16 protein-coding genes are annotated in these 16738 nt (G+C 73.2%); 2 read left to right on the top strand and 14 right to left on the bottom strand.

Annotation, left to right across the window (positions count from 1 at the left end; translation table 11 throughout):
- Positions 1–29: 29 nt before the first annotated feature.
- The 13 genes from ABD990_RS14735 to ABD990_RS14675 all read right to left on the bottom strand — a co-directional run bounded on the left by ABD990_RS14735 (position 30) and on the right by ABD990_RS14675 (position 13974).
- A complete protein-coding gene (locus ABD990_RS14735; RefSeq protein ID WP_345381060.1) occupies positions 30–1106 on the bottom strand; it encodes an acyl-CoA dehydrogenase family protein in 1077 nt (358 codons plus the stop codon).
- Positions 1103–2407, bottom strand: a complete 1305-nt coding sequence (locus ABD990_RS14730) for an acyl-CoA dehydrogenase family protein (RefSeq protein ID WP_345381059.1) — start codon at positions 2405–2407, stop codon at positions 1103–1105. The genes ABD990_RS14735 and ABD990_RS14730 overlap by 4 nt, the downstream gene beginning before the upstream one ends.
- A gap of 10 nt (positions 2408–2417) precedes the next feature.
- The gene (locus tag ABD990_RS14725) at positions 2418–3563 is read right to left on the bottom strand and encodes a thiolase family protein (RefSeq protein ID WP_345381058.1); all 1146 of its coding nucleotides are present in this window, start codon (positions 3561–3563) and stop codon (positions 2418–2420) included.
- Positions 3560–3982: a Zn-ribbon domain-containing OB-fold protein gene (locus ABD990_RS14720; protein WP_345381057.1), complete on the bottom strand. Its 423-nt coding sequence runs from the start codon at positions 3980–3982 to the stop codon at positions 3560–3562. Before ABD990_RS14720 ends, ABD990_RS14725 begins: the two co-directional genes overlap by 4 nt.
- Positions 3979–4773, bottom strand: a complete 795-nt coding sequence (locus ABD990_RS14715; RefSeq protein WP_345381056.1) for an SDR family NAD(P)-dependent oxidoreductase — start codon at positions 4771–4773, stop codon at positions 3979–3981. The genes ABD990_RS14720 and ABD990_RS14715 overlap by 4 nt, the downstream gene beginning before the upstream one ends.
- Positions 4770–5999: an acyl-CoA dehydrogenase family protein gene (locus ABD990_RS14710; RefSeq protein ID WP_345381055.1), complete on the bottom strand. Its 1230-nt coding sequence runs from the start codon at positions 5997–5999 to the stop codon at positions 4770–4772. The genes ABD990_RS14715 and ABD990_RS14710 overlap by 4 nt, the downstream gene beginning before the upstream one ends.
- The gene (locus tag ABD990_RS14705; RefSeq protein ID WP_345381054.1) at positions 5996–6763 is read right to left on the bottom strand and encodes an SDR family NAD(P)-dependent oxidoreductase; all 768 of its coding nucleotides are present in this window, start codon (positions 6761–6763) and stop codon (positions 5996–5998) included. Before ABD990_RS14705 ends, ABD990_RS14710 begins: the two co-directional genes overlap by 4 nt.
- Positions 6760–7782 (bottom strand): phosphotransferase family protein, encoded by a 1023-nt coding sequence (locus tag ABD990_RS14700; RefSeq protein ID WP_345381053.1) that lies wholly within the window; start codon positions 7780–7782, stop codon positions 6760–6762. Before ABD990_RS14700 ends, ABD990_RS14705 begins: the two co-directional genes overlap by 4 nt.
- A gap of 82 nt (positions 7783–7864) precedes the next feature.
- Complete coding sequence (locus ABD990_RS14695) at positions 7865–8653, bottom strand: enoyl-CoA hydratase/isomerase family protein (RefSeq protein ID WP_037048955.1); 789 nt, start codon at positions 8651–8653, stop codon at positions 7865–7867.
- Positions 8654–8723: 70 nt separating this feature from the next.
- Entirely contained in the window at positions 8724–11207 is a 2484-nt protein-coding gene (locus ABD990_RS14690) for an ATP-binding cassette domain-containing protein (RefSeq protein WP_345381052.1), read from the bottom strand.
- 5 nt (positions 11208–11212) lie between these two features.
- Positions 11213–12082 (bottom strand): branched-chain amino acid ABC transporter permease, encoded by an 870-nt coding sequence (locus ABD990_RS14685; protein WP_345381051.1) that lies wholly within the window; start codon positions 12080–12082, stop codon positions 11213–11215.
- The gene (locus ABD990_RS14680; protein WP_345381050.1) at positions 12079–12771 is read right to left on the bottom strand and encodes a nitroreductase family protein; all 693 of its coding nucleotides are present in this window, start codon (positions 12769–12771) and stop codon (positions 12079–12081) included. The genes ABD990_RS14685 and ABD990_RS14680 overlap by 4 nt, the downstream gene beginning before the upstream one ends.
- 3 nt (positions 12772–12774) lie before the next feature.
- Complete coding sequence (locus tag ABD990_RS14675) at positions 12775–13974, bottom strand: ABC transporter substrate-binding protein (RefSeq protein WP_345381048.1); 1200 nt, start codon at positions 13972–13974, stop codon at positions 12775–12777.
- A 158-nt stretch (positions 13975–14132) separates the two neighbouring features.
- On the opposite strand from ABD990_RS14675, the gene ABD990_RS14670 reads away from it, so the two are divergent.
- Together ABD990_RS14670 and ABD990_RS14665 are read left to right on the top strand one after the other, a co-directional pair.
- The gene (locus ABD990_RS14670; protein ID WP_345381047.1) at positions 14133–14897 is read left to right on the top strand and encodes an SDR family NAD(P)-dependent oxidoreductase; all 765 of its coding nucleotides are present in this window, start codon (positions 14133–14135) and stop codon (positions 14895–14897) included.
- 21 nt (positions 14898–14918) lie between these two features.
- Positions 14919–15665 carry an SDR family NAD(P)-dependent oxidoreductase gene (locus ABD990_RS14665; RefSeq protein ID WP_345381046.1) on the top strand — a complete coding sequence of 249 codons (747 nt, stop codon included), beginning with the start codon at positions 14919–14921 and terminating at the stop codon, positions 15663–15665.
- On the opposite strand, the gene ABD990_RS14660 is transcribed toward ABD990_RS14665, so the two are convergent.
- Positions 15662–16690 carry an alcohol dehydrogenase catalytic domain-containing protein gene (locus ABD990_RS14660; protein ID WP_345381045.1) on the bottom strand — a complete coding sequence of 343 codons (1029 nt, stop codon included), beginning with the start codon at positions 16688–16690 and terminating at the stop codon, positions 15662–15664. The two genes, ABD990_RS14665 and ABD990_RS14660, sit on opposite strands and share 4 nt — an antisense overlap.
- Between the last annotated feature and the right edge of the window lie 48 nt (positions 16691–16738).

The following is a 16738-nucleotide window of genomic DNA, read 5'->3' as shown; positions in this document are numbered from 1 at the left end:
CGTCGTCGCCTCTCCGCGTCGAAGTGTTCTCAGATGCCGAGCCGTGCGAGCAGGGTCTCCCGGTGCGCGGCGTGCTCGGCCACCAGGACGGCCGTCGTCGCCGCCCGCCGGACGTGCAGGTGCGCGGGGTGCTCCCAGGTGAAGCCGATACCGCCGTGGACCTGCACGGTCTCGGCCGCGACCCAACGGTAGGCGTCGCCGCACACGAGGGCGGCGGTGGCCACGGCGATCGGCAGCTCCGCGGGATCGTCCGCGGCGGTGGCCGCGGCCCAGAGCGACGCCGAGCGGGCCGCCTCCACCCGCACGGCCATGTCGGCGCACCGGTGCTTGATCGCCTGGAAGCTGCCGATCGGGCGGCCGAACTGCAGCCGTTGTGCCGCGTAGGTCGCGGAGAGCTCCAGGGCCGCCGCTGCTCCCCCGGTCTGCTCGCAGGCCAACGCCGCGACCGCGCGGTCGTGCACGCGGTCGAGCACCGCCTGCGCGTCCGCGGCGAGCAGCGTCGCCGGGGTCCGGTCGAACACCACGTCCGCCAGCTGCCGGTTGGGGTCCAGCGCCCGCATCGGCGCGCGGGTGAGGCCGTCGGCCTCCGCGTCGACGACGAAGAGCGCGGACTGCCCGTCGACCGCGGCGACGGCGAACAGCAGGTCCGCCGTGGCGCCCTCCACGACGAGCGTCTTGCCCCCGGTCAGCCGCCACCCGCCGGCATCCTCCTCCGCCCGGGTGGCCTGCCCGCTCGGCGCCTCGCACTCGGCGAGGGTCGCGGTCGTCGATCCCGCAGCCAGCTCGGCGAGCAGCTCGTCGTTCCCCCCCGTGTGGAGCAGCACGCCCACGCCGAGGACCGCCGTGGAGAACCATGGCAGTCGGGCCAGGGACCGGCCCAGCTCCTCGGCGACCACGCCGACCTCGCGGAAGGTCGCTCCCGCACCGCCCGCCGCCTCCGGGACGTCGAGGGCCACGACGCCGAGCTCGCCTGCCAACCGCTTCCACACCGTCGGGTCCCATGGCTGGTCGGGCTCTCGCGCGGGTTCGCTGTGCCGTGCCAGGAAGTCGCGGACCGCCGCGCGCAGGTCCTCGGCGTCGGCGTCCGGGGTGAGCCGGGGGATCATGCGTGCTCACCATCGTCCACGGCAGCCAGCACGTCGGCGAACCGCTCGCGGGCCTCCGCCTGACGGATGGGGATGATGTAGGGCGGGAACAGGCCGTCGTCCGGCTCGGTGCCGCGCAGCAGGGCCTGGGCGAGGTTGACCTTGTGGACCTCGGTGGCCCCGTCGGCGAGTCCCATGTGGAAGGACTCCATGACCCACTTGCCGAACGGCAACTCCTTGCTGATGCCCAACGAGCCGTGGACCTGGATGGCCCGCCCGGCGACGTCCGCGAGGACCTTCGGCATGGCCGCCTTGACCGCGGAGATGTCCGCGCGGACCTTGCGGTAGTCGTTGTACTGATCGATCCGCCAGGCCGTGCGCAGCACCAGCAGCCGGAACTGCTCGAGCTGGATCCAGGAGTCCGCGATCATCTCCTGCACCAGCTGCTTGTCCGCGAGCCGCTCCCCCTTGCTGGTCCGGGACACCGCGCGGCGCTTCATCATCTCGAAGGCCGTCTGGACCAGCCCGACCGTGCGCATCGCGTGGTGGATGCGGCCGCCGCCGAGGCGGGTCTGGGCCACCGCGAAGGCCTGGCCGCGCTCGCCGAGGATGTTCTCCGCCGGCACCCGGACGTCGGTGTAGCGCAGGTAGTTGTGGCTGCCGACCGGCTCGTCGTGCCCCCACACGGACACGTCGCGGACGCGCTCGATCCCCGGGGTGTCCGCGGGCACGACGAACATCGACATCGACTTGTGTGCCGGAGCGTCCGGCTCGGTCACCGCCATCACGATCAGGAACTCCGCCCACAGGGCGTGGGAGGAGAACCACTTCTCCCCGTTGATGACCCACTCGTCGCCCTCGAGGCGGGCGGTGGTGCGGAACCCCGTCGGGTCCGACCCGCCGTGCGGCTCGGTCATCGAGAAGCACGACACGATGTCGCCCTCGATCAGCGGCTCGAGGTAGGTCGTCTTGAGGTGGTCGGTGCCGTAGTGGGCCAGGATCTCCGCGTTGCCGGAGTCCGGGGCCTGACAGCCGAACACCACAGGCCCGGAGTGGGTGCGGCCCAGCTTCTCGTTCAGCAGCGCCAGCCGCAGCTGCCCGTAGCCGGGCCCACCCAGCTCCGGGCCCAGGTGACAGGCCCACAGCTTCTTCTCACGGACCCGCTGCTGCAGGGGCTTGATCAGCGCGTTGCGCACCGGGTCCCGCGGGTTCCAGGCGTGCTCGATCACCTGGTCGACGGGCTCGACCTCGGTGCGGACGAACTCCTCGACCCAGTCGAGCTCCTCCTGGACTTCGGGGTCGTTCTCGAATCCCCAGCTCATCGACTCGCTCCTACCGGGTCAGGACGGTGCAGGCGGAGATGCCCGGCGCCCCGTAGACGTGGGTGAACCCGACGCGCGGGTCCCCCGGGACCTGGTGCTCCCCCGCGCCCCCGCGCAGCTGGAGCACGTTCTCGTAGACCTGCCGCAGGCCGGAGGCGCCGATCGGCTCGCCGTTGGCCAGGCAGCCACCGTCGGTGTTGACCGGCAACCTGCCCTCGATCGCGGTCGCCCCGGAGGCGATCAGCTCCTCCTGCTCGCCGTGCGCGCACAGCCCGGTCTCGGCCATGTGCATCAGCTCGGCGCCGGACTCGGTGTCCTGGATCTGCGCCACGTCGACCTCCGACGGGGCGATCCCCGCCGCCGCGAACGCCGCCGCGGCCGCCTCGACCGTGGGCGAGTCCGCCCGCTCCGCGGCCGTCCAGGGCGAGAACACCTCGAACGACCCGTACCGGCGGGAGCGGAACGCCGCGCCCTGCAGGAACACCGGGTGCTCGGTGTACTCCCGGGCCTTGTCCGCCCGGCACAGGACCAACGCGACCGCACCCTCGGCGGGCGAGCAGTACATGTACTGGGTCAGCGGGTGGGAGATCATCGGTGCCGCCGCGATCTCCGCGGCGTCGATCTCCTTGCGCCGCCACGCCATCGGGTTGCGGGCGCCGTTGCGGAAGGCCTTCTCGGCGATCGTGGCCAGCACGCCCGGCGCGATGCCGTGCTCGTGCAGGTAGCGCTGGATCTTCAGGCCGAAGAACTGCGTGGTGACCATCAGCCCGGTCTCGCCGTACCAGGCCCCGATGCCGTGCTCGGCCGGGTCGGTGTTGAAGGCCCCGCGCGGGTGCTTGTCGAACCCGATCACGATGCCGACGTCGTGCTGCCCGGAGCGGATCGCGGCGTCTGCGGCGATCAGCGCCGATCCGCCCGTCGCGCAGCCGTTGGCCACGTTGATGAACGGCAGCCCGGTCAGCCCGAGCTCGGAGACCAGGGTGTCCGCGTCGCCCGCAGAGTGCGAGCCGCCGAAGCCGAACTGCATGTCGGAGAAGCGCAGTCCGCAGTCGCGCAACGCCTGCCGCGCCGCGTGGACCGCCTGCGCCCGGCCCGAGACGCCCTCGGTGCGCCCGAACCGGTGCATCCCGATCCCGACGATCGCGACCCCGCTCATGCCGTCACCGCCACGAACGCGAACGTGTGCACCGGCCAGCCGAACTCGTCGTCCCGGAAGGGGGCGAGGACCAGCTCCACGGCCATGCCGATCTCCAGCTTCACCGGGTCGGTCTCCACCAGCCGGGTCTCCACGATCAGCTGCCCGGGCAGCTCGACGTACCCGACGCCGTAGGGTTCGTAGTTCTCGGTGCCGGTGTAGGGCGGCTTGGGCCGGAACCCCTGCACCGTCCAGGACCACAGCGTGCCCGTCCGGGACAGCGGCACGTCCTCCATCGCCGACCCCGTGCAGCGCGGGCAGCCGCCCTGGCGCGGGAAGGTGTGGGCGGCGCAGTCCGTGCACCGGCTGCCGAGCAGCGCCGGGCCCTCCGCGGTCTCGACGAACAGGGCGTCGTCGACGGTCGTCTTCCCGGCGATCACGGCGCGGCCAGCCGTCCGCCGTCGACGGCGAGCAAGGCGCCGGTCGTGTACGTGGCGTGCGGCCCGCAGAGGTACAGCGCCGCACCGACGATCTCGTGCGGCTCGCCGACCCGCTTCGCCGGCCAGTCCTGCGCCATGCGCGCCACCGCCTCCGGGTCCCAGGCCTTGCTGATGTCGGTGGCGAACGGACCCGCCAGGATCGTGTTCACCCGCACCGACGGCCCGTACTCCTGCGCGAACCCGGCCGTCAGCGTGTTCAACGCCGACTTCGCCGCCGTGTAGGGCAGGTCGCCCGCCGTCGGGCGCTGCGACCCCATCGACGAGATGTTGAGGATCGTGCCGCCACCCCGGGCCACCATCCGCTTCCCCGCCGCGGCCATCAGCCGGAACGGGCCGCGGACGTTCACCGCGAAGACCTTGTCGAACAACGCTTCCGACACCTCCTCGAGGGAGGAGTACAGCGGCGCCATGCCCGCGTTGTTCACCAGCACGTCCAGCGGGCCGAGCTCCTGCTCGACCTCGTCGAGCAGCGGGTCGAGCCGGTCCCAGTCGCCGACGTGCGCCGCGTGCGCGGTCACCCGGCGCCCGGTCGCCGCCGCCAGCTCCTCGGCCAGTTCCTCGCAGGCGTCCTTCTTGCGCGAGGCCACCGCCACGTCCGCGCCCGCCGCGGCGAACGCGATGGCGATCTCGCGGCCCAGGCCGCGCGATCCGCCGGTGACCAGCGCCCGTCGACCGGCCAGCGGCTGGTCGACGACCCGGGCGGCCGCGACCGCCGCGTCGAGAGAGCTCATCTCGGGATGTCCTTCCACGCCACGCCCCGATCGCCTCGGGGCTCCGCGGGCAGCCCCAGCAGGCGCTCCGCGATGATCGTCCGCTGCACCTCGTCGGAACCCCCGGCGATCCGGTAGCCCGGCGCGCCCAGGTAGTGCTCGGTCCAGCGGTAGGTCCCGTCCCCGGCGTCCGCGACCAGCCGCGGGCCGAGCACCAGCGCCGCCGCCTCGGAGACGAGCTTGAGTCGTTGGGCCCAGTCGAGCTTGCGCAGCGAGCCCATGGGACCCGGTTCGCCGCCGGCCAGCCGGGTCTCCCGATCGCGCTGGGCCGACAGCGCCGCGACCTTCTCCGCCGTCCAGACGTCCGCCAGCACCCGCCGGACGTCCGGGTCCCCGGTCCGACCGAGCCGGCGGGCGTCGTCCGCGAGCTGGGCGAACCCGCCGCCCAGGTCCATGTTCGCCCCGGACGACCCCCGTTCGAAGCCGAGCGTGGCGAGCGTGACGCCCCAGCCCCCGCCGACCTCGCCCAGGCGCAGCGAGTCCGGGATCCGGACGTCGTCGAGGAAGACCTCGCAGAACGACGAACCCCCGGACATCTGCCGCAGCGGCCGCACGTCCACTCCGGGGGTGTCCATCGGCAGCAGGAAGGCGGTGAGCCCCTTGTGCTTCGGCACGTCCGGGTCGGTGCGGCAGATCAGCTCGCCCCAGCCCGCGAACTGTGCGCCGGAGCTCCACACCTTCTGCCCGTTGACGATCCACTCGTCGCCGTCCCGGACCGCCCGGGTCGCGAGCCCCGCGAGGTCCGACCCCGCCGACGGCTCGGAGAACAGCTGGCACGCCAGGGCGTCCCCACGGAGCAACGGCCGAACCAGCATCTCCTTCTGCGACGGCGTGCCGAACAGCTGCACCGTCGGCGCGATCAGCTCGGTCGACACCGAGGTCAGCTCGTGCTGCCCGGGCGTCTCGAACTCGCGCTCGACCTCCGCGAAGGCCTCCTCGTGCAACGCCGACAGCCCAGCGCCACCGTGCTCGACCGGCCACGAGATCGCGCCGTAGCCGGCGTCGTACCGCGCGCGCAGCCAGTCCTGGATGCGTCCCAACAGGGCACGCTCGTCGTCGAAGGGGAGATCGTGGAACACCGCCACCGACTCGCGCGGCGCGTCGCCCCGCGGGGTGAGCCGCTCGGCCAGCCAGGTCCGAGCGGTCGCGGCGTAGTCCGCGAGGGCGCTCTCGGTCACCGCGGTCATCGGGCCGTCCACCCGCCGTCGACCGCCAGGACCTGCCCGGTGCAGTAGGTGGAGGCGGCCGAGGCGAGGAACAGCAGCGCCCCGTCCAGCTCGCCCGGGTCACCACCCCGACGCAGCAGGGTGTTGCGCTCGATCCAGCGCACCGACGCGTCGTCGGCGAACATCGCGTCGTTCATCTCGGTCCGGAACCATCCGGGGGCCAGCGCGTTGGCGCGCACGCCGTCGCGGCCCCAGTGGCCGGCGAGCTGTCGGGTCAGGCCGATCAGGCCTGCCTTGCTCGCCGCGTAGCTCGCGCCGCCGCGCGGCGCCGTGGAGACCAGCCCGACGATCGAGCTGACGTTCACGATCGACAACGGGCGTCCGCTCGCCGAGGCCGCAGCGAGCTGCGCCAGGTGGAAGGGGCCGGTGAGATTGAGCCCCAGGACGTCCGCGAACTCGGCGCTCGTCTCACGGTGCGGTTTGGCCGGGCTGCCGGATCCCGCGTTGTTGACCAGCACCTCGATCGGGCCGGACTCCGCCACCACCCGCTCGACGAGCGCGACGCGGTCCGCCTCCGACGACACGTCCGCGGCCGCCGTGCGGAGCCCGGGGACCTCGGCGGCCAGCGCGTCGAGGCGCTCCTTGCGCCGCGCCGCCGCCCAGACCGTGGCGCCCGCGGCGGCGAGCACGCGCACGAACCGTTCCCCCAGCCCGGACGACGCCCCGGTCACCAGCGCGGTGCGGCCGGTCAGGTCGAACAGCGCGGCCGGGGTGGGAACGCTCATCGGGACCCCTCCAGCAGCCGCAGGCCGTCCGTGATCAACGCCGTGATGGTCCGTGGGAGCTGTTCCTGGACGGGATCGTGGTGGGCGCCGGTGCGGTGGCGCACCAGGTTGTGCCCCATGATCGCCGCCATCTTCATCCGGCCGAGCGCGCTGAACCAGACGGCGTCCGCCGAGGTGCCACCATCTCCACCGCGGGTCGCGCGGTACGCCTCGGCGAGCTCGGCCTCGCTCGGGAGCCCCTCGACGACCCTGCCGGACCCGGGGAACAGCGCCCCGTCGGTGAACACCCCGAACCAGCCGAGGTCCACCCGCGGGTCGCCGACGCTCCAGATCTCCCAGTCGACCAGGGCGGTCGCCGTCGCGTCCGTGAACAGCAGGTTCCCGAGACGGAAGTCGCCGTGCACGATCACCGGCGCCACGGGGGCAGGCACCGAGGCGGCCAGCCGCTCGACCAGCTCCGCACCGCCCGGGCGCAGGTCCTCCGGCACGGCGTACATCGTCTTCGCCCAGCGGGCCACCTCGCCGTCGGCGGTGACCGCCTCGGGCAGGGTCCCGCCGGTGTCGGCCAGGCTCCGCTCCACGACGTCGAGCGGCACGGCGTGCAGCGCGCCGAGGATCCGCGCCGCCTCGAGCATCCGGGCCCGCGCCAGCGCGGGCTCGACCGCAGCGTCGACCTCGAGGACCGGCTCCGCGGCCTGCCCCGCGGCGAACTCCATCGCGAACCAGGCGGGCTGCTCGGTGTCGCGGGCGAGTACCGCGGGCGCCGGGACCGCGGTGTCGGCCAGCGCCTCCAGGATCGCGGCCTGGTGGAGGACGTCGTTGCGTCCCACCGCCCTGCGGCCCGGGGGTACCGCCTTGACCACGGCCCGGTCCGAGCCTGCCCCGATCGTGTAGGTCAGGCCCGACCGGCCGCCCTCGAGGACGGCCAGCGCGTGGGTCTCGCCGAGGCCGAGCCGCGCGCGCACGCGGTTCGCGAGGACCGGGTCCGCATCGACCGCCGTGTCGACTGTCTCCGTCATCTCATCCCTCCACAGGCCCTGGCCGGTCGTGGCGCCGGCGGCCCGCGCCACGCGCGGGACCGCCGACGCGATCACGATGCGGTCAGCGCCCGGTCCACTTGGCGTCGCGCTTCTCCAGGAAGGCCGCGACGCCCTCGGCGGCGTCCTCCGAGTTCAGCGTGACGCCCACGGCCAGGTGCTCCAGCACCATCAGCGAGGCGATGTCGGCGTCGAGGCCGCGGTCGATCGCCATCTTGGTGAGCTTCATCTGGAACGGGCTCTTGTCGGTGAGGTGGCTGATGAACTCCTCCACCGTCTCGTCGAGCTTCTCGGCGGGCGCACTGGCGTTGACCAGGTCGAACTCGTCCGCCTCCTTGCCCGAGAGCAGCTTGCCGGTGAGCATGAGCTCCTTGGTCTTGCGGATGCCCAGCATGCGCGGCAGGCGGTAGATCGGGCCGGCGCCGCCGAACAGGGCACGGCGGATGTGGAAGTCGCCGATCTGCGCGGTCTCGTCCGCGATCGCGAAGTCGCAGGAGATCATCACCTCGAAGCCGCCCGCGGTCACGTAGCCCTCGAGCACCGCCACCGACGGCTTGGTCATGTTGTAGAGCCGGTCGCAGACCTTCGCCGACACGACCGCGACGTCCATCGCGGTGCTGGTACCGATGAAGTCCGACTGCAGGCTGTCGAGGTCGAAGCCCGAGGAGAAGGTGTTCTCCCGGCCACGCACCACCACGACGCGGAGCTCGGAGTCCGCCTCGATCTCGGTGATGTACTCGTCGAGCTTGTGCAGCATCGGGACGGTGATGCAGTTGCGCTTGTGCGGTCGGTTCAGCCAGATCCGCGCCACGTGACCGTCACGCTCGAACTGGATGTCGTCCTCGACTGCCATGGTTCCTCCTGAAACTGAACTGAATTCATCTTAGATCGTGCGGGCCGCCGCCGCCCCTGTCAAGGGGCGATCAGCCGGCGCGGACGCCGCCGCCGACCGGGGACCCGAAATAGGCCTGTTCGGCCCGCGTGGCGAAGCCCGGATCATCGGGCGAGCCGGTCGCCCGGACCACGCCCTCGTGCAGCACGACCACCTCGTGCGCCACGGCGAGCGCCCGGGTGAGGAGCTGCTCCAGGACCACCACCGTCACCCCGTCCTCGGCGAGGCCGGTGATCCGTCCGTACACCTCGTCGACGAGGGCCGGGGCGAGACCCAGCGCCGGTTCGTCGACGACGAGGAGGCGTGGGTCCGCGATCAACGCGCGAGCGATGGCGAGGAGCTGTTGCTCGCCCCCGGACAGCGCCGCGGCCGGGATGGACAGCCGGGTCCGGACGCGTTCGGGCAGCCACTCGACGGCCTGGTCGATCCGGGACCGCAGGTCCCGCCCCGAGATGCCGGCGGCGTAGCCGGCGACCTCCAGGTTCTCCCGCACCGACAGCGTCCGGAAGAGGGCCCGACCCTCCGGGACCAGGCTGCTGCGCACCGCGCCGTCGGTGGTCCGCGTCCCCGCGGAGGGACTGAGTGTGCCGTGCAGGACCTGGCCCAACGTGCTCTTGCCCGCACCGTTCGCCCCGACCACCGCGAGGACAACGCCGGGGTGAACGGCCAGCTCGACGCCGTCGAGCGCGGTCACCCCGCCGTACCGATGGGTCACCCCGGACAGCGCGATCGCGGGCGGCCCCTCGGCGCGGGTGGACGTGCGGGCCTGCCGCGCGGACGTCGTCCCGAGGTAGGAGCTGCGGACGCGGTCGTCGGCCAGGATCTCGTCCGGCGCGCCGGAGCCGATCGGGCGGCCGAAGTCGAACGCCACCACCCGATCCGCGACGCCGAACAGGTCCTCCAGGACGTGGTCGATCACGACGACCGACGTCCCCGCCGCGCGCAGGCCCTGGATCTGGCCGGCGAGCAGCCTGCGCTCCTCGGCGTCCAGCCCGCCGAACGGCTCGTCCATGATCAGCAGGCCGGGCTGCTCGGCGACGGCGCGCCCGAGGTCGAGCCGCTTCTGGGGGCCGAAGGGCAGCTGGTCGGGATACACGTCCCCCTGGCCCGCGAGGCCGATCCTTCCGAGCAGGGCGTCGACCGCCCGTCGGCGCGTCGGAGTGGTCCACCGCGTGGTGCAGAGCAGGTTCTCGGAGACCGTCAGCTCGGTGAAGACCTCGGCGTGCTGGAAGGTGCGGCCGATGCCGAGCCGCCGGCGACGGGTCGCGCGCGCCCGCAGCAGGTCGACGCCGCCGAAGGTCGCCGAGCCCGTCGTCCGGCCGCCGGAGACGAGGCCGCACAGGGCGTTGACCAGCGTCGTCTTGCCGGCACCGTTCGGCCCGATGATCGCGAGGACCTCACCCGGGGGTACCGAGAGCGACACCCCCTCGAGCGCCTGCAGTCCGCCGAAGGCCACGCCGAGGTCCGCGACCTCGAGCGTCCGTCGCTCCGCGGCCGGCGCGGGGGCCGGCTCGTCCGGGATCTCGACGACCGACGGCCCGCCCGGACGCCGCACCCGCCGCAGGAGCGTGCGCAGCACGCTCCCGAGCGCGGGCACCACCCCGGCGGGCAGGAGCAGCAACGCGAGGATCAACAGTGCCCCCTGCAGGATCAGCTGGTCGACGCCCAGCAGCCCGGCCAGGCTCGGCGCGAACGCCAGGAAGATCCCGCCGAACACCCCTCCGCCGACCGCACCGACGCCCCCGAGCACCGCCGCGGCGACGGTGTTGATCCCCAGGGTCAGCGAGAACGTCTCCGGACTGACGAAGCCGGTGATCAACCCGAGCAGGGCGCCGGCCAGCCCGGTCGCGGCGCCGCTCACACCGAACGCGAGGGCGCTCTGCGCCTCCGGTGCGATCCCGACCGAACGGGCCACCACCGGGTGCGACTTCGCCGCGACCATCCGCATCCGCAGGCTCGTCGAGCGGGCCAGCACGGCGATCCCGACGACGATCCCGGCGGTCAGGATGGCCGCCACGACGGCTTCCGAGCCGCCGGCGCCGAGCGAGCCCGCGCCCGTCACGCTGGGTAGGTCGGTGACCGGGACGCCCTGGTCCCCGCCGGTCACGTCTACCCAGCGGTTGATGACCTCGAGCGCGACGAGGCTGAAGGCCAGGGTGAGCAGGGCGATGTAGAGCACCGAGAAGCGCGCCCCGGCGAACCCGAGGAACGCACCGCAGCCGCCGGCGAGCAGCATCGCCACGAGCACCGTCGGCTCCGACGCCCAGCCGTGCGCCGAGCCGTAGGCGACCGTGTAGGCGCCGATGGCGAACAGCGCGGGATGGCCCACGGACCAGATGCCCGCCCAGCCCGCCAGCAGCCCGACGCTCAGCACCAGGATCGTGTAGGTCGCGGCCAGGGCCACCGAGTACGCCTGGTACCCGGGCAGGAGCCCGCTCTCGACGAGCAGCACGAGCAGCACCGCGGCCACCGGGCCGAGGACCGCTCGCACCGCCACCTTCCAGGTCAGGATCATGGCGCTCAGACCCTCTCGAAGCTGCGGGTGCCGAAGAGGCCTTGCGGCCGCAACAGCAGGATGAGGATCGTCAGCGCGAAGACGAAGGTGTCACGGAAGTTCGCCGAGACGTAGGAGGCGGCGAGGTTCTCCAGCACCCCGATCGTCACGCCGCCGATCACCGCGCCGTGCATGCTGGTCAGCCCGCCGAGGAAGATGCCGGCGAACGCCCGGAACAGCGGGGCGGCCAGCACCGTCGGCGCGAGTCCGACCCGGGGGACGTAGAGGACCGCCGCGAGCGCGGCGAGCCCCAGGCCGAGCGCCCACGCGATGCGCGCGACCCGCTGAGCGGGCACGCCGACGATCTGCGCGGTGGTCGCCGACTCGGCCGCCGCGCGCATCGCCGAGCCCAGGGTGGTGCGGGTGAAGAGGTAGCCCACGGCGAGCATCGCGACGGCGGACACTCCGATCACCACCAGGTCCTGGGTGGCGAGCGTGGCCGAGCCGAGCGTCACGGTGCCCCCCACCAGCGGCGGGAAGGCGTGCGGCTCGGTCCCCCAGACGTCGCTGATCACCGCCTCGGCGATCAGCGACACCCCCATCGTCATCACCAGCGCGGCGAACAGCCGCCCCGTGCCGAGCGGGCGGATCACCAGCTCGCGGACGACGAGCCCGAGAACGACGGCCACGAGGACCGCGGCGATCACGGCGGACCCCACCCCGAGCCCGCGCTGCACGACCATGAGCGCGACGTACACGGCGAGCGTGGCCATGCTCGCCAGCGCGAAGTTCACCACGTCGGTGGCCCGGTAGATGATCACGAGACCCAGCCCGAGCAGGCCGTAGACGGCACCGCTGGCGATCCCGCTCACCACGACGAGGAACAGCTCGCTCATCGGGTGATCAGTCCCGTGACGGCCGGCGGGCGCGACGCCGAGGCGTCCCACCGGTCCCAGAACAGGACGTCGTCGGCCGTCGGGCGGCGGGCGGGCCGGAAGTCGGTGCCCACCGTGTAGGCCAGCGGCGTGAGGCAGACCTGCTGGACCGTGTCGAAGGGGATGTCGAGCAGCTCGGCGACCTCCTTCTCCCGCGCGAGGTGCATCGTCGTCCAGCAGGTGCCCAGGCCCCGGGCCCGCGCGGCGAGCATCATGCTCCAGACCGCGGGCAGGACCCCGCCCAGCAGCGACGCGCAGGCGAACCCGGCGGCACCGTCGAGCCGGGCACCGTCGAGACAAGCGATGACGATCGTGTCGACCTCGTGCAGCGCGCGTTCCAGTGCGTCGGCCGAGCGGCCGGTGCGCTCCTGCGCGGCCGCCCCCTCGGCGTCCGCGACCTGCACGCGCCCGATGTACCCCTCGGAGTCCTTGTAGGAGTTCAGGTACACGTCGGAGTAGAGGTCGGCGACGGCGCCGCGCAACGCGGGATCGCGCACCACGACGAACCGGGTCCGCGCGACGTTCGACCCCGCCGGGGCCTGCATCGCGAGGGTCACGCACTCGCGGACCAGGTCCGCCGGCACCGGGCGGGAGGGGTCGAGGCGCCGTCGGACGGCGCGGGTGGTGGCGAGTGCCTCGTCGAGGTCCACGGCCTACCCCCGCTCCGGCGCGCTGACGAAGTCGCCCTCGGAGACCCACTGACCGTTCCGGACGGTGACCCGCTGGACGTCCCGGGTGCCGAGGTGCGACTGCGCCGAGAACGACATGTCCGGCGCGACCCCGGTCTTCACGTCCGACGCCTTGCCGTACGCGGCCGCGATCGACTCCGAGGTCACCGGTCCCTGGATGGTCTTGGCGATCTCCACGAAGACCGCCGCGTTGGCGTAGCCGAGCAGGGTGGAGAAGTCGGCGGGCTGTCCCGGCGAGTACTTCGCGATCGCGTCCCGGAACTGCTGCATCTCCGGCGTCTGCTCGGTGGGCGAGCGGACCAGCGACACCGAGTGGTAGCCCTCGGCGGCGGGGCCGGCCAGCGTCACCGTGGTGCCCGACGCGGTCGGTGCGTAGCCGTAGGTCGGTAGCGACACGCCCTGCAGGGCGGCGGCCTTGAGGTATGCCGCAGCCTCCGGAGCCGGGAGGACCAGCATCACCGCGTCACCACCCGCGGCCTTCACCTGACTGACCGCCGGCGCGAAGTCCGTGGTCCCCAGCTTGACCGGTACCGCGGTCGTCGTGACGCCGGGCTGCTCCCGCTCCGCCGCGGGCCCGATCTGCCCGGCCACGTCGGCGAACGCCTTCGGGTCGTCGTGCACCACGACGAGCTTGCGGGCCCCGGACTGGACCGCCCACTGGGCCATCGCCGCGGCCTGGTCCTCGTAGAGCGTCTGCGTCCCGAACAGCAGCGGTCGGGGCGGGGCGTACCAGCTCGCGATGCCACCGTAGTGGTCGACGATCGGGACCTGGGACTGCTCGAGGACGAACGGGAACGCGGCCTCGGACGGGGCGACGCCGTTCGCGTTGACGATGGCGACGACGTTCTCCTGCCCGACGAGCTGCCGTGCGGCCTGCACGGTCTGCTGCGGGTCGTAGGCGTTGTCCTTCACGATCCAGTCGACCTGACGGCCGTTGATCCCGCCGTGGTCGTTGACCCAGCTGAAGTAGGCCTTCGCCCCCTCCATCTGGGGCACACCCGATGCGGCCTGCGGGCCGGACAGCGGGATCCACGCGCCGATCTTGATGGGGCCGGACCCGTCGTCGGCGGCCCCGCCGCCGGACGAGGATCCGCCGCAGGCGGTCAGCACGATGGCGAGCACCGCCGCCAGCGCGGCCAGCGCGCTCGTCGGTCGAGGACGCATCTCCACTCCTTCGTGAAATGCAACTGAGGTGAGTTCAGTTCGAGTCGGGGCCGAAGAGTAGACCGGCGGCGGTGCCGCGACAAGAGCGCTGGCTTACCGAGTTGAGTTCAATTAAGTTCCTGTCGTTCTTGCCGTCACCGACACGACGAGGAGGCGCGATGACGCTGCCGACCACGGATTCCGCGCTGCGGGGGCGGCGGATCGCCGTCACCGGAGCGTCGAGCGGGATCGGACGGGCGACCGTCGACCTGCTCGCGGCGCACGGCGCTTCCGTTGCAGCTCTGGACATCCGGCCCCTGACCGACGGCGGCGCGGCGGTCCGCGAGCTTCCCTGCGACGTCGCAGACCCCGACTCAGTGGACGCCGCCCTGGCCACCGCGGTCGACGCACTGGGCGGCCTCGACGGCCTCGTGACCTGCGCGGGGGTCACCGACGGCACCCCGACCGACGAGATGCCACTCGCCGTGTGGCGGCGCCTGGTCGACGTCAACCTCACCGGGACCTTCCTCTGCGTCCGCGGTGCCCTCCCCCACCTCCTGCGCGCCGATGCCGGGGCGATCGTCACCATCGGCTCCGTCGGATCCCTGGTGGCGGCCGGACGGTCCAGCGCCTACGACGCGTCGAAGGGGGCGGTGCTCGCCCTGACCCGCAGCCTCGCCGCGGAGTACGCGGACCGTGGGCTGCGTGCGAACTGCGTCTGCCCGGGGCCGGTCGCCACGGAACTGGCCCGGTCCAGCGTCGACGACCCGCACGGCCTGCGGCCCGAGACGCGCACCGCCATCGCCGGCCGGGTCACCCCGCCGATCGCCCGGACGGCGGCGCCCGCGGAGATCGCGACCGCCGTCGCGTTCCTGCTCTCGGCGCAGGCGTCGTTCATCACGGGCACCGCCGTCCCCGTCGACGGCGGCTACACCGCCGTCTGACCCGACCCTTCTGGAGACCCTGTGCGACGACTCGACGACACCCGCGTGATCCTGACCGGCGCCGCCGGCGGCCTCGGCATCGCGATCGCGGCGCGACTGAGCGCCGAGGGCGCTCGCGTCGCCCTGACCGATGTGGACCCCACAGCCTGCGAGAAGCTCGGCGCCGAGCTCGACGGGCCGACCCTCGCACTGGGTCTCGATGTGGCGGACGAGCAGGCCTGGGCCGAGGTCGTCGCCGCCGTCGCGGACCACTGGGGCGGCGTGGACGTGCTGGTCAACAACGCCGGCATCGGCAGCACCGGGACCGTGGAGTCCGAGAGCCGCGGGCGGTGGGACCAGGTCGTCGACGTCGACCAGCTCGGAACCTGGCTCGGCATGAAGCACGCCGGACCCGTCATCGAACGCAGCGGCGGCGGGGCGATCGTCAACATCGCCTCGATCCTCGGCGCGACGGGCGGCCTGGCCAACAGCTTCTCCTACGCCGCCGCCAAGGGCGCCGTCCGCTCGATGACCATGAACGCCGCCCTGCACTGGGCCACGCGCGGGGTCCGGGTGAACGCCGTCGTCCCCGCCTTCATCGGGACCGCACCGCTGCTGGAGCGGTTCGCCGGCACGGAACGGCACGCCGCGATGCTGGCGAACACGCCGATGCGCCGGCTGGGCCGCCCCGAGGAGGTCGCGGCGGCCGTCGCCTTCCTCGCGAGCACGGACGCCGGGTACACGACCGGGTCCGAGATCTTCGTCGACGGCGGGTGGGCGGCCCGCTAGTCGGGGACCAGGACCGCTCGGCCGGTCAGCCTGCCGCCGCGCACCTCGTCGAAGGCCCGGTCGGCGTCGGCGAGCGGGAACACGGTGGTGTGCGGGGCGAGGCTCCCCTGGCGCGCCAGGTCCACCACGGCCGCGAGTTCGGTCCGCGAGCCCCAGAACGGCAGCTGCAGGCGGAATCCCGTGCGCAGCACCCCGGGCTTGGCGACCCGCAGCACTCCCCCGCCGCTCCCGACGAGGACGAGCACCCCCGCCGTCCGCAGCAGCGACGCCGCCAGGTCGATGCTCGTCTGCGCGCCCGCAAAGTCGAGGACGACGTCGGCGCCCCGCTCGGCCACCGCGGCCACCGCGGCGGCGGCCTCGTCCGGCGCCACGGCGACATCCGCGCCACAGTCCCGCGCCAGCTGCCGGGCCGCCTCCCGGGTCTCGACCGCGACGACCCGGGCGGGACGCAGCGCGTGCAGCAGCCCGATGGCGAGGTGCCCCAGCCCGCCGACCCCGATCACGACGGCGACCGAACCCGGATCCGCCAAATCCGCAGCGCAGCCCTCGATCGCGTGGAAGGACGTGAGCCCGGCGTCGGTGAGGGTCGCCGCCGCCACCGGATCGAGGCCGTCGGCGGGCACCAGCCGCTCCGGGGAGACGACGACGGCGTCGGCCATACCGCCGTCGACCCCGAGGCCGACGCCGGCGAGGGACAGCCGGTCCCGCTCGTCGCAGTAGTTCGTCCGTCCCTGGACGCAGCGGTCGCAGCGTCCGCAGCCGAGCGGGGCGTGCACGAGGACCTGGGAGCCGATCTCGAGCCCCTCCACCCCGGCGCCCAGCGCCGCCACCCGCCCGCAGATCTCGTGCCCGAGCGTCATCGGCAGCGGCCAGCCCGCGCCGACGCCGTGATCGAGCACGTTCAGGTCGGAGTGGCAGATCCCGGCCGCCAGGACGTCGAGCCGCACCTCGCCGGGCCCCGGTTCCGCGTCGGGCACCGACACCAGAGCGGCCCGGCCGGGTCCGGTCATCCTGTACGCACGCACCTGTGCCTCCCGTCGTCGACACAGGACTCTAGCTGACTGAGCTGAGTT

Source organism: Pseudonocardia yuanmonensis (assembly GCF_039542425.1).
GTDB classification, from domain to species: Bacteria; Actinomycetota; Actinomycetes; order Mycobacteriales; family Pseudonocardiaceae; genus Pseudonocardia; species Pseudonocardia yuanmonensis.
Note: the sequence above shows the minus strand (reverse complement) of the source record. Positions and strands in the feature narration are given on the sequence as shown.

What these genes read in the sequence shown, in the direction of transcription:
- ABD990_RS14670 (WP_345381047.1), top strand. Translation starts at nt 14,133, where the DNA reads ATGACGCTGCCGACCACGGATTCCGCGCTGCGGGGGCGGCGGATCGCC.
- ABD990_RS14725 (WP_345381058.1), bottom strand. Translation starts at nt 3,563, where the DNA reads ATGAGCGGGGTCGCGATCGTCGGGATCGGGATGCACCGGTTCGGGCGC.
- ABD990_RS14685 (WP_345381051.1), bottom strand. Translation starts at nt 12,082, where the DNA reads ATGAGCGAGCTGTTCCTCGTCGTGGTGAGCGGGATCGCCAGCGGTGCC.
- ABD990_RS14705 (WP_345381054.1), bottom strand. Translation starts at nt 6,763, where the DNA reads ATGAGCGTTCCCACCCCGGCCGCGCTGTTCGACCTGACCGGCCGCACC.
- ABD990_RS14700 (WP_345381053.1), bottom strand. Translation starts at nt 7,782, where the DNA reads ATGACGGAGACAGTCGACACGGCGGTCGATGCGGACCCGGTCCTCGCG.
- ABD990_RS14715 (WP_345381056.1), bottom strand. Translation starts at nt 4,773, where the DNA reads ATGAGCTCTCTCGACGCGGCGGTCGCGGCCGCCCGGGTCGTCGACCAG.
- ABD990_RS14710 (WP_345381055.1), bottom strand. Translation starts at nt 5,999, where the DNA reads ATGACCGCGGTGACCGAGAGCGCCCTCGCGGACTACGCCGCGACCGCT.
- ABD990_RS14675 (WP_345381048.1), bottom strand. Translation starts at nt 13,974, where the DNA reads ATGCGTCCTCGACCGACGAGCGCGCTGGCCGCGCTGGCGGCGGTGCTC.
- ABD990_RS14730 (WP_345381059.1), bottom strand. Translation starts at nt 2,407, where the DNA reads ATGAGCTGGGGATTCGAGAACGACCCCGAAGTCCAGGAGGAGCTCGAC.
- ABD990_RS14690 (WP_345381052.1), bottom strand. Translation starts at nt 11,207, where the DNA reads ATGATCCTGACCTGGAAGGTGGCGGTGCGAGCGGTCCTCGGCCCGGTG.
- ABD990_RS14735 (WP_345381060.1), bottom strand. Translation starts at nt 1,106, where the DNA reads ATGATCCCCCGGCTCACCCCGGACGCCGACGCCGAGGACCTGCGCGCG.
- ABD990_RS14695 (WP_037048955.1), bottom strand. Translation starts at nt 8,653, where the DNA reads ATGGCAGTCGAGGACGACATCCAGTTCGAGCGTGACGGTCACGTGGCG.